At 73.0% G+C, this 14,123-nt stretch carries 17 protein-coding genes; 11 read left to right on the top strand and 6 right to left on the bottom strand.

Translation table 11 applies throughout. The annotated features are described in order from the left end of the window. Positions 1-24: 24 nt before the first annotated feature. Positions 25-483, top strand: coding sequence for a rhodanese-like domain-containing protein (locus OG990_RS23185; protein ID WP_406077122.1), 459 nt, complete (start codon positions 25-27; stop codon positions 481-483). 37 nt (positions 484-520) lie between these two features. On the opposite strand, the gene OG990_RS23180 is transcribed toward OG990_RS23185, so the two are convergent. After that, positions 521-1,246 carry a hypothetical protein gene (locus tag OG990_RS23180; RefSeq protein ID WP_406077121.1) on the bottom strand — a complete coding sequence of 242 codons (726 nt, stop codon included), beginning with the start codon at positions 1,244-1,246 and terminating at the stop codon, positions 521-523. 316 nt (positions 1,247-1,562) lie between these two features. Continuing rightward, positions 1,563-2,042, bottom strand: a complete 480-nt coding sequence (locus tag OG990_RS23175) for a DUF6232 family protein (protein ID WP_386992825.1) — start codon at positions 2,040-2,042, stop codon at positions 1,563-1,565. Between the two features lie 98 nt (positions 2,043-2,140). Between OG990_RS23175 and OG990_RS23170 the strand changes: the two genes are divergently transcribed. The 4 genes from OG990_RS23170 (at position 2,141) to OG990_RS23155 (ending at position 6,598) form a co-directional block, all read left to right on the top strand. After that, complete coding sequence (locus OG990_RS23170; protein ID WP_406077120.1) at positions 2,141-2,914, top strand: enoyl-CoA hydratase/isomerase family protein; 774 nt, start codon at positions 2,141-2,143, stop codon at positions 2,912-2,914. Between the two features lie 116 nt (positions 2,915-3,030). Next, positions 3,031-4,653, top strand: a complete 1,623-nt coding sequence (locus OG990_RS23165; RefSeq protein WP_355606247.1) for an acetolactate synthase — start codon at positions 3,031-3,033, stop codon at positions 4,651-4,653. A 167-nt stretch (positions 4,654-4,820) separates the two neighbouring features. Next, on the top strand, positions 4,821-5,792 hold the full coding sequence (locus tag OG990_RS23160; RefSeq protein WP_406077119.1) for an ATP-binding cassette domain-containing protein: 972 nt from the start codon (positions 4,821-4,823) through the stop codon (positions 5,790-5,792). After that, a complete protein-coding gene (locus OG990_RS23155; protein WP_328424295.1) occupies positions 5,789-6,598 on the top strand; it encodes an ABC transporter permease in 810 nt (269 codons plus the stop codon). Before OG990_RS23160 ends, OG990_RS23155 begins: the two co-directional genes overlap by 4 nt. A gap of 45 nt (positions 6,599-6,643) precedes the next feature. On the opposite strand, the gene OG990_RS23150 is transcribed toward OG990_RS23155, so the two are convergent. The 3 genes from OG990_RS23150 to OG990_RS23140 are packed head-to-tail and all read right to left on the bottom strand — an operon-like array spanning position 6,644 to position 7,820. Further along, the gene (locus OG990_RS23150; protein ID WP_386992821.1) at positions 6,644-7,060 is read right to left on the bottom strand and encodes a PLD nuclease N-terminal domain-containing protein; all 417 of its coding nucleotides are present in this window, start codon (positions 7,058-7,060) and stop codon (positions 6,644-6,646) included. A 27-nt stretch (positions 7,061-7,087) separates the two neighbouring features. Further along, entirely contained in the window at positions 7,088-7,393 is a 306-nt protein-coding gene (locus OG990_RS23145) for a DUF202 domain-containing protein (RefSeq protein ID WP_406077118.1), read from the bottom strand. Positions 7,394-7,427: 34 nt separating this feature from the next. Next, a complete protein-coding gene (locus OG990_RS23140; RefSeq protein WP_406077117.1) occupies positions 7,428-7,820 on the bottom strand; it encodes a YidH family protein in 393 nt (130 codons plus the stop codon). Positions 7,821-7,861: 41 nt separating this feature from the next. Between OG990_RS23140 and OG990_RS23135 the strand changes: the two genes are divergently transcribed. From OG990_RS23135 to OG990_RS23120, 4 genes are all read left to right on the top strand, one after another. Continuing rightward, entirely contained in the window at positions 7,862-8,659 is a 798-nt protein-coding gene (locus tag OG990_RS23135) for a GNAT family N-acetyltransferase (protein WP_406077116.1), read from the top strand. Between the two features lie 2 nt (positions 8,660-8,661). Then, on the top strand, positions 8,662-9,069 hold the full coding sequence (locus OG990_RS23130) for a hypothetical protein (protein WP_328424310.1): 408 nt from the start codon (positions 8,662-8,664) through the stop codon (positions 9,067-9,069). Positions 9,070-9,268: 199 nt separating this feature from the next. Continuing rightward, entirely contained in the window at positions 9,269-10,048 is a 780-nt protein-coding gene (locus OG990_RS23125; protein ID WP_328424312.1) for an electron transfer flavoprotein subunit beta/FixA family protein, read from the top strand. 14 nt (positions 10,049-10,062) lie between these two features. Continuing rightward, positions 10,063-11,022, top strand: coding sequence for an electron transfer flavoprotein subunit alpha/FixB family protein (locus OG990_RS23120; protein WP_328424314.1), 960 nt, complete (start codon positions 10,063-10,065; stop codon positions 11,020-11,022). Positions 11,023-11,155: 133 nt separating this feature from the next. On the opposite strand, the gene OG990_RS23115 is transcribed toward OG990_RS23120, so the two are convergent. Continuing rightward, positions 11,156-11,368, bottom strand: a complete 213-nt coding sequence (locus OG990_RS23115) for an anti-sigma factor (RefSeq protein WP_406077115.1) — start codon at positions 11,366-11,368, stop codon at positions 11,156-11,158. A gap of 254 nt (positions 11,369-11,622) precedes the next feature. Here OG990_RS23115 and OG990_RS23110 point away from each other — a divergent pair, with 254 nt between their 5' ends. Continuing rightward, complete coding sequence (locus tag OG990_RS23110; RefSeq protein ID WP_406077114.1) at positions 11,623-12,798, top strand: cysteine desulfurase family protein; 1,176 nt, start codon at positions 11,623-11,625, stop codon at positions 12,796-12,798. Positions 12,799-12,983: 185 nt separating this feature from the next. Beyond that, complete coding sequence (gene mnmA / locus OG990_RS23105) at positions 12,984-14,057, top strand: tRNA 2-thiouridine(34) synthase MnmA (RefSeq protein WP_406077113.1); 1,074 nt, start codon at positions 12,984-12,986, stop codon at positions 14,055-14,057. Positions 14,058-14,123 lie beyond the last annotated feature (66 nt).

Genomic DNA, 14,123 nt, shown 5'->3' with positions numbered 1-14,123 from the left:
GGGGACGGCGGCCAGGATCGGTGCATGACCTACACCTTCGCCGTCCCGGCGGCTGACCCGGCCACCGCCGCCGCCCACCTCCTCGCCCGGCTCAGCGTCGAGACCGACGTCAGCGACGTGCACGCCGACCTGTCCGCCCGTACTCCCGGGTTGGTGGTCGTCGACTCCCGGGGGGAGGCCGCCTGGGCACAGGGACACCTGCCGGGGGCGGTGCACCTCCCCACCGCCGAGATCGCCACCCGGGCTGCCGGGCTGATCCCAGCCGGGTCGGCGGTGGTCACCTACTGCTGGGGGCCGGGCTGCAACGGTGCGACCCGGGCCGCGTTGGAGTTCGCCCGGCTCGGCCACCCGGTCAAGGAGATGCTCGGCGGGTTCGAGTACTGGGTGCGGGAGGGGCTGCCGGTGGTGACCGGGACCGGGGTGACCCGTCGCCCGGTCGACGACCTGACCGCGCCACGGTCAACGATCACCTGCGACTGCTGAGGCGGCGGCGGACAGGTCGTCGCTGGCCGGCGAGGGCTCAGACAGCGTCGTCGCTGAGCTTCTCGCCGCGCCGGCGCAGCATGCCCAGCCCCGGGATGCCGGCCACGGCGAGCTTGAGGTCGCGGGTGACGTCCAGCAGGTCGTGCAGGTCGGGCCCGACCCGGTCGAGGGTGGCGAGGATCGGCAGGATGTCCGCCGTCAGGTGCTCCTTGAGCTTGGGCAGCTCGTCGATCAGGTGGATCGCCGCGGTGATCTCCTCGTGGCTGAGCTGCTCGACGAACCGCTCGGTCATCGGTGCGGCCCGCCGTAGCGTCGGCTCGTACGCCGCCAGCAGCTCGGCCGCCGTGGCGGCCGCCTCCGCCGCGGTGCCCACGGTGACGGCGGCCCGGCCAGCCACCGCGTCGGCCTCGGCGACCACCGTGCCGGCCACCCGCGCGACCTTGTCGGCCTCCTGGACCAGTACGGCGGCGGCCGTCGCCACCTCGGTGGCGGTGTCGATGGCGGTGGTCGCGGCGGCGCTGATCACGGCCACCTCGCGGACCGCCGTCTCGGCGTCGGTGAGCACCTGGTCGGTCCGGTCCAGGGTCGTCTCGATCCGGTCCACCACCCCGTTGATGCGGGCCAGCAGCGCCTCAACCCCGTCCAGCACCGCGAACGCGCGGGCGGGCACGGCGGCGAACGAGGCGGCCGAGCCGAGCGCCTGGTCGAGAGCGGATCGGGTCAGGCCGACCACGGCGGCCGGTGTGGGGAGGGGAATCGCCATGGGATCAAGTGTGCGTCGGCCGCACCACAACCGCCCGGCGGCGCTCGGCCGGCGCGCTCGGTGGAGCGTCGGGCGGGTCGTCCGACGGTAGGGTGCCGGCATGTCGGCACCCACGCCGCACCGCCCGCCGAGCACCCGCACCGCCGTCCTGCCCGCCGGCAACCCCGCCCCCTCACGCGGACCGTGACGAGGGGAGCGAGGCGGCGCTGGGGATGCCTGCCGCCCGGTGCCGGGCCGCGAGGTGGCCCGGGTCGTGCCGGGCCCACCGGCGGTGCTCGGTGCTCGGCCGAGCCGATCCGGTTCTGGGTGTGGGCCGCTATCGGCGGCTGGTCGGGCGGACCGGGTGGTTGTGCTCGACCGCGCGCTGCACCGCCCGGTAGATCTGCCCGAAGCGCAGCGCGTCGCCGGTGCACAGCAACCGCACCGGCTGGCCGCGCCAGCGCGCCCAGATCTCCAGTTGCCGGCTGCCCCGGGCGTACGAGCGGTCCAGGTGTTCGAAGAGGAAGTCGGCGACCGGCCCGACGGCCAGCCCGACCAGCACCGAGGCGCCGACAATCGCGATCGTCACGGTGGGTGAGCGGTGCAGCCAGACGGCCACGCCGATGCCGAGCACGGCCGCGATCAGCGGACCGGCCAGCGCGGCGCCGATCGCGCCTCGCCCGACGAGCACCCGCCAGGAGCGGCTGCCCCGGCGGTGCCAGATCATGCTGATGTCGGCCAGCGCGTAGCTGCGGCCCTCCACCCGGACTGCGGTGGAGGTGACCTGGACCGACTTGTCGTCGTAATAAGTGATCATCGCTGGACTCCCGCCCGCGGGGCTGACACCAGACTACTTACCCCAACGAGCCGGGTCGTAAGGTTGGCACGCGACTTCGACGAGGAAGTGAGGGCAGCGTGGGCGAGTTCGTTCGGCTGGAGACCAAGGACGGCATCGGCACCATCCGGCTGGAGCGGCCGCCGATGAACGCGCTCAACACCCAGGTGCAGGAGGAGTTGCGCGCCGCCGCCACGGCGGCCACCGACGACCCCGAGGTCCGCGCCGTCATCGTGTACGGCGGGGAGAAGGTCTTCGCCGCCGGTGCGGACATCAAGCAGATGGCCGAGATGTCCTACGTGGACATGGCTGAGCGAGCCGCGAACCTGTCCAGCGCGCTCGGCGCGATCGCCCGGATCCCCAAGCCGGTCGTCGCCGCGATCACCGGCTACGCCCTCGGCGGGGGCTGCGAGTTGGCGCTGGCCTGCGACTGGCGGGTGGTGGCCGAGGATGCCAAGCTCGGCCAGCCGGAGATCAAGCTGGGCATCATCCCCGGGGCGGGCGGCACCCAGCGGCTGGCCCGGCTGGTCGGCCCGGCCCGGGCCAAGGATCTGATCATGTCCGGGCGGATGGTGGACGCACAGGAGGCGCTGCGGATCGGCCTGGCCGACCGGGTCGTCCCGGCCGCCGAGGTCTACGACGCGGCGGTCGCGCTGGTCACGCCGTACCTGACCGGGCCGATGCAGGCCCTGCGCGCGGCGAAGCTGGCGGTCGACGGCGGCCTGGACATGGACCTGAACTCGGGCCTGGCCTGGGAGAGCCAGCTCTTCGCGGCGCTGTTCGCCACGGACGACCGGCGTGAGGGCATGGCGGCCTTCGTCGAGAAGCGCAAGCCGGGCTTCACCGGCCGCTGAGCGGACGGGGCCGGCGGCACGTGTCGCCGGCCCGACGGTCAGCCGAGGACGGTTCACATTCTGCTTACCGGCCAGTAGCGTGTGGCTTCGGTCATGAGCGACGAAGGGGAGCGGCGATGACGGAGCGGGTCGAAGGTCACGGCGGGGAGCTGGCGCTCGCGGCGCTGCGGGCGTACGGGGTGCGCGAGATGTTCACCCTCTCCGGTGGCCACGTCTTCCCGCTCTACGACGCCGCGCACCGGAACGACTTCCCGATCTACGACGTCCGGCACGAGCAGTCCGCGGTCTTCGCCGCCGAGGCGGTGGCCAAGCTCCAGCGCCGTCCCGGCCTCGCCGTGCTCACGGCCGGTCCCGGTGTCACCAACGGCATCTCCGGCATGACCAGCGCCTACTTCAACGCCTCCCCGGTGCTGGTGCTCGGGGGCCGGGCGCCGGCGTTCCGCTGGGGCTCGGGCAGCCTCCAGGAGATGGACCACCTGCCGCTGGTCGCCCCGGTCACCAAGCACGCCGAGACGGTGTTCAGCACCGACGACATCCCGCGCGCGGTGGGCGCCGCCCTCACCGCCGCGCTCACCCCGCACCGCGGGCCGGCCTTCCTCGACTTCCCACTGGAGACGGTCTTCTCCGTCGCCGAGGCCGAGGTGCCCGCCCCGACCGGCATCGACCCCGTCGCGCCGGACCCGGACGAGGTTGCCCGGGCCGCGTCGCTGATCGCCAGCGCGCAGCGGCCGGTCATCATCGCCGGCTCCGACGTGTACGCCGGCGACGCGGTGGCCGCGCTGCGTGAGGCGGCCGAGGCGTTGCAGGTGCCGGTCTTCACCAACGGCATGGGCCGCGGCTCGCTCCCGCCGGAGCACCCGCTCGCCTTCGCCAAGGCGCGCCGGGCCGCGCTCTCCGGCGCCGACGTGGTCGTGGTGGTCGGCACCCCGCTCGACTTCCGGCTCAGCTTCGGTGACTTCGGCGATGCCAAGGTGGTGCACATCGTCGACGCGCCCAGCCAGCGGGCCGGGCACGTGCAGCCAGCCGCCGCCCCGGCCGGCGACCTGCGCCTGATCCTTTCCGCGCTGGCCGACCACGCGGGTGACCGGGCCGACCACAGCGGCTGGATCGCCGATCTGCGCGCCGCCGAGGACGCGGCCCGGGCCCGCGACGCGGCGGAGATGGCCGCCGAGACCGACCCGATCCGGCCGGCCCGGATCTATGGCGAGCTGCGCCGGGTGCTGGCCCGTGACGCGATCACCATCGGCGACGGCGGCGACTTCGTCTCGTACGCCGGGCGGTACCTGGAGCCGGCCCAGCCCGGCACCTGGCTGGACCCGGGTCCGTACGGCTGCCTGGGCACCGGCATGGGCTACGCGATGGGCGCCCGGGTCAGCCACCCGGACCGGCAGATCTGCGTGCTGATGGGCGACGGCGCCGCCGGCTTCTCGCTGATGGACGTCGAGTCGCTGGTCCGCCAGAAGCTGCCGGTGGTGATCGTGGTCGGCAACAACGGCATCTGGGGGTTGGAGAAGCACCCGATGCAGGCCATGTACGGCTACGACGTGGCCGCCGACCTCCAGCCGGAGCTGCGCTACGACACGGTGGTCAGCGCCCTCGGCGGTGCGGGGGAGACGGTCGCCAAGGCCGCCGACCTGGGTCCGGCGTTGCAGCGGGCGTTCGACGCTGGAGTGCCGTACCTGGTCAACGTGCTCACCGACCCGACCGACGCGTACCCCCGGTCGTCGAACCTGGCCTGAGTCGCACCTGCCGCCGCCGTTGCCCGCCCAGCGGGCGGCGGCGCGGTCTTTCCGCAGCTAAATCAGCGGAATGTCAGCGCCGATCGTCGTAACGTCAGCCCGGGATCGGCGGGCTGTCAGCCCTGTCGCCCATGGTGGTGCCACCACCGGAGACGACAGGAGTTGCGATGGACTACGCAGTCCGCGCCGAGGGTCTGGTGCGTCGCTTCGGCGCCACCACCGCTCTCGCCGGTGTTGATCTGGCGGTCCCGACCGGGACCGTCTTCGGCCTGCTCGGGCCGAACGGCGCCGGCAAGACCACGGCCGTACGGGTGCTCGCCACCCTGTTGCGCCCCGACGAGGGGCACGCCACCGTCGGTGGTTTCGACGTGGTCCGCGAGGCCCACCAGGTGCGCCAGTTGGTCGGCCTGACCGGCCAGTACGCCTCGGTCGATGAGACTCTGACCGGCGCGGAGAATCTGCTGCTGATCGGCCGGCTGCTCGGGCTGAGCCGGGCCGACGCCAGGTCGCGCGCCCGCCAACTGCTCGCCGACTTCCAGCTCAGCGACGCCGCCGACCGGGCCGCCAAGACCTACTCCGGTGGCATGCGGCGTCGGCTGGACCTCGCCGCCAGCCTGGTCGGCCGGCCGCAGGTGCTCTTCCTCGACGAGCCGACCACCGGCCTGGACCCGCGCAGTCGCAACGACCTGTGGGACATCGTCCGCACCCTGGTCTCCGACGGGGTGACGGTGCTGCTCACCACGCAGTACCTGGAGGAGGCCGATCAGCTCGCCGGGGAGATCGCGGTGGTCGACCACGGTCGGGTGATCGCCCAGGGCACGCCCGAGGAGCTGAAGGCCAAGACCGGCGGGCAGACCCTGACCGTGCGACCGGCCGAGCTCACCGACCTGGGCACCGTGGTCGCCATCGCTGGCGAGGTGTCCGGCGTGACCCCCGAGGTGGCCCAGAACGCCGTCACCGTCGCGGTGAACGACCCCAGCGTGCTGCCCGCGGTGGTGAGTCGCCTCGACGCCGCCGACATTCCGGTCGCCGAGCTGGCGCTGCGCGGCGCCAGCCTGGACGAGGTCTTCCTCTCCCTCACCGGCCACCGGGCCGAGGACGCCCCGGCCGACACCGACCTGGAAAGGACCTCGGCATGACCGCCGCCACTCTCACCCCTGCGCGGACGCCGGCCCGCCGGCTCGGTCCCGCTGCCGGGCTGCGGCACACGTTCACGCTGGCCTGGCGCAGCCTGGTGCAGATCAAGCACAACCCGATGGAGCTGCTCGACCTGAGCATCCAGCCGGTGATGTTCGTGCTGCTGTTCACCTACGTCTTCGGCACCGCCATCGCCGGCTCGTCCGGCGAGTACCTCACCTTCATGCTGCCCGGCATCATGGTGCAGAACGCGCTCTTCGCCACCATGACGACCGGGTTCGGGCTGAACAACGACCTCACCAAGGGCGTCTTCGACCGGCTCCGGGCGCTGCCCATCGCCCGGTGGGCGCCGCTGGCCGGTCGGATCCTCGCCGACACCGTCAAGCAGGCCTGGTCGATCGCGCTGCTGCTCGGCGTCGGGGCGATCCTGGGCTTCCGGGTCGGCAACGGGCTGCTCGGGGTGGTCGGGGCGTTCGCGCTGCTGCTGACGTTCACGCTGGCCGCGTCCTGGATCTCGGTGCTGGTCGGGGTGCTGGTGAGCGAACCGGACAAGGTGCAGATCTTCGGCTTCATGGTGATCTTCCCGTTGACCTTCACCAGCAACATCTTCGTGCCCACCGACCGGATGCCGGGCTGGTTGCAGAACTGGGTGGAGGTCAACCCGGTGACCGTGGTGGCCGACGCGCTGCGAGGGCTCCTGGTCGGCGGGCCGGTGGCCGGCCCGGTGCTCCAGACGCTGCTCTGGGGCTTCGGCATCGCGGTGATCTTCGCGCCGCTGGCGGTGCGTGGGCTCAAGCGTCGGGTCTGACCCGCAGCGGCCCGGTCGCCGGCACCGGCGCGGCCGGGCCGGTGCTCACACCTCCGGCCGGTCACCCTCCCGCGGCGGATCACCGTCCTGGCGGCGCAGGTCGTCCTCGCGTCGGCGCAGGTCTTCCTCCCAGCGGCGGAAGAGCTCCTGGTCCTGCTGTTGGGCGCGGTCCTGCACCGAGCGGAGGAACTCCGGGTCGTCGTCCGGGGCGAGCGGGCGCGGGCGCTGCCGCCCGGTGCGGCCGTTGCCGGCCGGCCCGGCCTTGCGGGTCCCGGCGCTGGGCACCCGGCCGGCGAGGAACCAGGCGATCGAACCGATCAGCGGGAAGAACAGGATGATCAGCACCCAGGCGATCCGGGGCAGGGCACGGATCTGGCCCTCCTCGGCGGAGAGACAGCTGATCAGCGCGCAGACCGCGAGGACGATCTGCACCAGGAAGAGGAGTACGCCAAGCCGGGCCATGCACCTATCATGGCGCACCCCGTCCCGTCACCACAGTCGGCGAACCACCAGCAGCACACCCAGCAGTGCGAGCCCGACGGTGGCCAGCGCGACCAGGGGCAGCGTGCGGCCGCCGGTGCGCGCCGGCCCGGTGCCGGTGGCCCGGGGCCAGCAGAGCACGAGCACGGCCCCCCAGACCAGCACGGTTGCGCCGGCGATCAGCGCCCCGGTCGGGTCGCCGGTCGACCCCAGCCGGACGGCCAGCGCGGTCACCGCGGTCAGGGTCAGCGCGGTGCGCCGCCAGGCCAGCCGGGTCCGCTCCGGTTGCAGCCCCGGGTCGCGGCCGGCGGTCACCGGCCGAACCCCGGCCTCGGGCGCGGGTCGCCGGTCACGATTCGCCGACTGCCCGGACCAGCACCGCGACCACCAGCAGCACGGCGCCGGCTCCGACGGCGAGGGCGAGGATGGCGGGGAAGCGGGAGGCGGGCAGCTCCTGGCCGAGCCGGATGGCCCGTTCGGTACGCGCCCAGTGGTCCACGGCGCGGACCGCGACGGCGCCGCCGAGCAGCAGCAGCGCGACCGCGATCACCTCCCGCAGGTGGGTCAGCGGCAGCGGCGGCAGGAACTGCGCGGCGGCCAGCCCGCCGCCGACCAGCGCCAGGCCGGTACGCAGCCAGGCCAGGAAGGTGCGCTCGTTGGCCAGGGAGAACCGGTAGTCCGGTGGCTCGCCGACCGAGCGTAGGTCCGCCGGGTCGAACCACCGCCTGATCGCCTCCCACACGACGCCGATTATCCGCTTCCCCTCCGGCTTAGCCTGGGGCGGTGACCGATCTCGACGTGATGACGCTGCGTACCGCCTATGACAACCAACTCCGCCCGGAGATCCCCGACCCGGTGCCAGCCGGGGTGACAGTGGAGCGGGACGGGCCGCTGGTCCGGATCATCGGGCTCGACGCCGGCGGGTTCCTCACCTACCGCGACCTCGGCGGGTTGACCCGGGACGAGCTGGACGCGCTCATCGCCCGGCAGGTGGAGCTGTTCCGCCAGCGCGGCCAGTCGGTGGAGTGGAAGCTCAACGAGCACGACGAGCCAGCGGACCTGGCGGACCGCCTGCGCGCCGCCGGGTTCGTGGCGGAGGACCGGGAGACCGTGGTGGTCGGCCCGGTCGCGCCGCTGGCGGCCGCGCTGCCGGTCGCCCCCGAGGGAGTACGTCTGCGTGAGGTGACCAGCCAGGCCGACCTGGAGCGGATCGCCGCCATGGAGGAGGAGGTCTGGCAGGAGGACCGCTCGCACCTCGTCACGGGGCTGGCCAAGGAGATCGACGCCGACCCGCACTCGATCACTGTGGTGGTGGCCGAGGCGGGCGAGACGGTGGTGAGCGCCGGCTGGGTGCGTTTCCCGGCGAACACCGGCTTCGCCACCCTCTGGGGCGGATCCACCCTGCCGCAGTGGCGTCGCAAGGGCATCTACCGGGCGCTGGTCACCTATCGGGCCCGGCTGGCCGACCAGCGGGACCGGACGCTGCTGCAGGTCGACGCATCCGAGGACAGCCGGCCGATCCTCCAGCGGCTCGGCCTCGTCCCGGTCACCACCACCACCCCGTACGTCTACACTCCGTGATCATGGAGCAGCGGTTGACGGAAGATGAGCGGCTGACCCTCAAGACCGGTGTCTTTGGCGCCGTGTTCCTGGTCTCCAACGCCGCCCCGGGCGTGTTGGGGGTGATCCGGGAGAGCTTCGCCGCCTCCGGCGCGCTGGCCGACGCCAGCGGGGTCGTCAAGGATGCGCTGACCAGCGGTCCGCTGCCCCGGCTGCCCCGGGACTCCCAGCTGGAGATCGAGTCGGTGGTGCTGCCGGCGCTCGGTCGGGCGGTGCGGATCCTGCGGGAGAAGTCGCCGGCGGACGTGGAGGCGTACCGAGAGGTGGTGCTGACCGCGGCGGACCGGGTGGCCCGGGCGCACGACGGGGTGGCCCCGGCGGAGGCCGCGGCCATCGACCGGATCCGGGGTGCGCTGGCCGGACCGGCCTGAGCAGGCGGCGGCCCCGGGCGACATCGGTGAGCTGTGTCACTCTGAGTGCCCCGGGGCCCGCAACCTACTGGCAGGTAACATTGCGCCGTGGGCAACTGCACAGCAGCCCGCGGTTGACCGGGCGTCGACCGACGCGCGAGGCTGCGCCCGAGACCGGGCGAGCGAATCGCATCACCACACAGGAGGGTCGTCGAACGCGATGAATATCGTCGTACTCGTCAAGCAGGTGCCTGATTCGGGCGCGGACCGCAACCTGCGCAATGACGACAACACCGTCGACCGCGGTTCGGCGAACAACGTGATCAACGAGATGGACGAGTACGCCATCGAGGAGGCGCTGAAGATCAAGGAGGCGCACGGTGGCGAGGTCACCATCCTGACCATGGGTCCGGACCGGGCGACCGAGTCGATCCGCAAGGCGCTCTCCATGGGCCCGGACAAGGCCGTGCACGTGGTGGACGACGCCCTGCACGGTTCCTGCGCGGTTTCCACCTCGAAGGTGCTCGCCGCCGCGCTCGGTCAGCTCAACGCCGACCTGGTGATCTGCGGCGCGGAGTCCACCGACGGTCGGGTCCAGGTCATGCCGCACATGCTCGCCGAGCGGCTCGGCGTCGCGGCGCTCACCGGCGCCCGCAAGCTCACCGTCGACGGCGGCACGCTGACCGTCGAGCGGCAGACCGAGGAGGGCTACGAGGTCGTCACCGCCTCCACCCCGGCCGTGGTCTCCGTCTGGGACACCATCAACGAGCCGCGCTACCCCTCCTTCAAGGGCATCATGGCCGCCAAGAAGAAGCCGGTGCAGACGTTCTCCCTGGCCGACCTCGGCGTCGCACCGACCGAGGTGGGCTTCGACGGCGCCACCAGCGCCGTGGTCGAGCACACCAAGCGCCCGCCGCGCTCCGGCGGCGCCAAGATCACCGACGAGGGCGAGGGCGGCGTCAAGCTGGTCGAGTTCCTCGCTACCGAGAAGTTCGTGTGAGAGCGGGTCTGGACATGTCTGAGGTTCTCGTCGTCGTCGAAGCCACCAAGGAATTCGGCGTCAAGAAGGTCACCCTGGAGATGCTCACCCTCGCCCGCGAGCTGGGCACGCCCAGCGCGGTCGTGCTCGGCGGCGCTGGTGCGGCCGAGGCGCTGAGCGGCAAGCTGGGCGAGTACGGCGCGGAGAAGATCTACGCGGCCGAGGGTGACGAGATCGACGGCTACCTGGTGGCCCCCAAGGCCACCGTGCTGGCCGAGCTGGTCAAGCGGGTGCAGCCCGCCGCCGTGCTGCTGGCCTCGGCGCAGGAGGGCAAGGAGATCGCTGCCCGGCTCGCCGTCAAGCTGGAGAACGGCATCCTGACCGACGTGGTCGGCCTGGCCGCCGACGGCACCGCCACCCAGATCGCCTTCGCCGGCTCCACCATCGTCAAGTCCAAGGTCACCAAGGGCCTGCCGCTGGTCACCGTCCGGCCCAACTCGGTCACCCCGACCGCGGCGGCGGCCACCCCGACGATCGAGCAGCTCACGGTGTCGGTCACCGACAGCGACAAGCTGGCCAAGGTCGTCGAGCGGGTCGCCGAGCAGAAGGGCTCCCGCCCCGAGCTGACCGAGGCCGGGGTGGTCGTCTCCGGCGGTCGCGGTGTCGGCAACGCGGACAACTTCAAGCTGGTCGAGGAGCTGGCCGACCTGCTCGGCGGCGCCGTCGGCGCGTCCCGCGCGGCGGTCGACTCCGGCTTCTACCCCCACCAGTTCCAGGTGGGCCAGACCGGCAAGACGGTCTCCCCGCAGCTCTACGTCGCGCTCGGCATCTCCGGTGCCATCCAGCACCGGGCCGGCATGCAGACCTCGAAGACCATCGTCGCGGTCAACAAGGACGGCGAGGCGCCGATCTTCGAGCTGGCCGACTTCGGCGTGGTGGGCGACCTGTTCAAGATCGTCCCGCAGGCCGCCGAGGAGATCCGCAAGCGCAAGTGACCGACCCGGGGCTGCCGCCAACGGCACACCCCGGCACCGCACGACGAACAGTGGCCGCCCGAGTGGGCGGCCACTTTCGTGCTGGCGGAAAGGGAGCTGATCGGCGGGCCGGGGAGCTGAGCCGGCCCGCCGATCAGCCCGTCAGGGTGCCCCTCAGCAGGCTGTCGCCGGAATGGGCGGGCTTGTTGTCGTACTGCTCGGCGGAGACGTCGACCACCGAGTAGGAGCGCAGGTCGACGTTCGAGGGCAGGGGCAGCAGCGCGTCCGGGCCGTCACCGAGGGTGCCGACCGAGAACATCTGCATCGTCGTCGGGTTGATGAGCCAGACCTCGTAGTACCCCGGCACGCGCGGGAGATTCGCCACGTGCAGATGTAGTTCGCCGCCCTGGAAGACCCGGGCGTCACCGTTGGCAGCCGCCCAGCGTGACCAGCCACCGCGCCGGTCTCCCGGACCCGGTCCGGATGCGGGCGGGGACGGGGGAGAGGAACCCCTTCCCGCCCCGGCCGTACCGCGTCGAGCGGGGGCCTCCGGGGTCGGCCGCTCACCGGAGTCCCCTCCGCCATCCGGTCTCCGACCTGTCGGCCGTAGGCTGAACGGTGATGGCTTACCTGGATCATGCGGCGACCACTCCGATGCTCGATGAGGCACTGGAGGCGTACGTCGCCACCGCCCGCGAGGTCGGCAACGCGTCCTCCCTGCACGCGGCGGGTCGCCGTGCCCGCCGCCGGGTCGAAGAGTCGCGCGAGCGGGTGGCCGCCGTCCTGGGCGCCCGGCCCTCCGAGGTGATCTTCACCGGTGGTGGCACGGAGAGCGACAACCTTGCGGTCAAGGGCATCTTCTGGGCCCGCCGGGGAGCCGGCCCCGACCGCCGACGGGTGGTCTCCAGCGCCGTCGAGCATCACGCGGTGCTGGACGCGGTGGACTGGCTGGCCCAACACGAGGGGGCCGAGGTCGGCTGGCTGCCGGTGGACGCCGCCGGTCGACTCGACCCGGAGGACCTGCGCGCCGAGTTGGCAGCGCACACCGACCGGGTGGCCGTGGTCACCGCGATGTGGGCGAACAACGAGGTGGGCACCGTCCAGCCAATAGCCGAGCTGGCCGCCGTTGCCGCCGAGCACGGTGTGCCGTTCCACACGGACGCCATCCAGGCCGTCGGTCAGGTGCCGGTCGACTTCGCCGCCAGCGGGGTCGCCGCGCTGACCGTCACCGGGCACAAACTGGGCGGTCCGACCGGGGTGGGGGCGCTGCTGCTCGCCCGGGACGTGGCGGCCACGCCGCTGCTGCACGGTGGCGGCCAGGAACGCGACATACGCTCCGGCACCCTGGACACCGCTGGCATCGTCGCCTTCGCTGTCGCCGTCGAAGCGGCGGTGAAGGGCCAGCAGGAGTACGCGGCCCGGGTCGCCGCGCTCCGTGACGACCTGATCGAGCGGGTCCGCCAGGCGGTGCCCGAGGTGATCTACAACGGTGACCCGGTCGACCGGCTGCCCGGTAACGCGCACTTCTCCTTCCCCGGCTGCGAGGGCGACGCCCTGCTGCTCCTGCTCGACGCCCAGGGCATCGCCTGCTCGACGGGCTCGGCCTGCTCGGCCGGGGTGGCCCAGCCCTCGCACGTGCTGCTGGCGATGGGCGCCGACGACGACCGCGCCCGCTCCTCGCTGCGCTTCACCCTCGGCCACACCAGCACCCAGACCGAGATCGACGCCCTCATCGCCGCCCTCCCGGCGGCCGTCGACCGCGCCCGCCGAGCCGCCGCCCACCGCACCCAGCGCTAACCCCCCCTCCGCGGCCACCCCTCACCCGGTCGATCATGGGGTCGTGGTGCCCGGAGTGCGATGGCAGGCGGCTTTTGTCCCCCACCACAACTCCATGATCGACGGAGCGGGGGGCGGGGTGTTGTGGCGGGGATGGGGGTGGGTTGGGTGGGTGGATAGGCTGGGGGAGGGAAGGGAGTGGGCTGGTGAGGGTGTTGGCGGCTATGTCGGGCGGGGTTGACTCGGCCGTGGCGGCGGCGCGGGCGGTGGCGGCCGGGCACGACGTGACCGGCGTGCACCTGGCGCTGGCTCGCAATCCACAGACCTACCGGACCGGGGCGCGTGGCTGCTGCACCCTGGAGGACTCCCGGGACGCCCGGCGGGCGGCCGACGTGATCGGCATCCCGTTCTACGTCTGGGACATGGCCGACCGGTTCCACGCCGACGTGGTGGACGACTTCGTGGCCGAGTACGCGGCCGGCCGTACGCCGAATCCCTGCCTGCGCTGCAACGAGAAGATCAAGTTCACGGCGGTGCTGGACCGGGCGGTGGCCCTGGGCTTCGACGCGGTGGTGACCGGCCACCACGCCCGGCTCGGCCCGGACGGGCTGCTGCGGCGCAGCGTCGACGTGGCCAAGGACCAGTCGTACGTGCTGGCCGTGCTCACCCGCGAGCAGCTGGACCGGTCGATCTTCCCGCTCGGCGACTCGACCAAGGCGCAGGTCCGCGTGGAGGCCGCCGAGCGTGGCCTGGCGGTGGCCGACAAGCCGGACTCGCACGACATCTGCTTCATCGCCGACGGCGACACCCGCGGCTTCCTGGCTGGCCGGCTCGGTGCGGCGCCCGGCGACGTGGTGGACGCGAGCACCGGCGCGGTGGTCGGCAGCCACACCGGCGCGTACGCGTACACCGTGGGCCAGCGTCGCGGGCTGCACCTGGACCGACCCGCCCCGGACGGCCGGCCGCGCTACGTGCTCTCCATCACACCGAAGACCAACACGGTGACGGTCGGCCCGGCCGAGGCGCTGGAGGTGTTCCAGGTGCACGCCGAGCGGCCGGTCTGGACCGGTGGCTCGCGTCCGGACGCGCCGGTCGAGTGCGAGGTGCAGCTGCGCGCGCACGGCGAGGTGGTGCCGGCCACCGTGGCCCTCGACGGCGACCGGCTCCACGCCGAGCTGCGTCGGCCGGTCCGCGGCGTCGCCGCCGGTCAGGCCGTGGTGGCGTACCGGCCGGACCCGGCCGGCGACGTGGTTCTCGGCTCCGCCACCATCGCCGGCTGACCCGGCGCTGAGCGGCCGCCGCGAGCCAGGGCCGGCGAGGTGGCCGTCGCAGCCCGGGGCATCTCG

Origin of the sequence: Micromonospora sp. NBC_00858 (assembly GCF_045207365.1) — a bacterium.
Classification (GTDB): domain Bacteria; phylum Actinomycetota; class Actinomycetes; order Mycobacteriales; family Micromonosporaceae; genus Micromonospora.
This window is presented reverse-complemented; position numbering and strand designations above follow the sequence as displayed.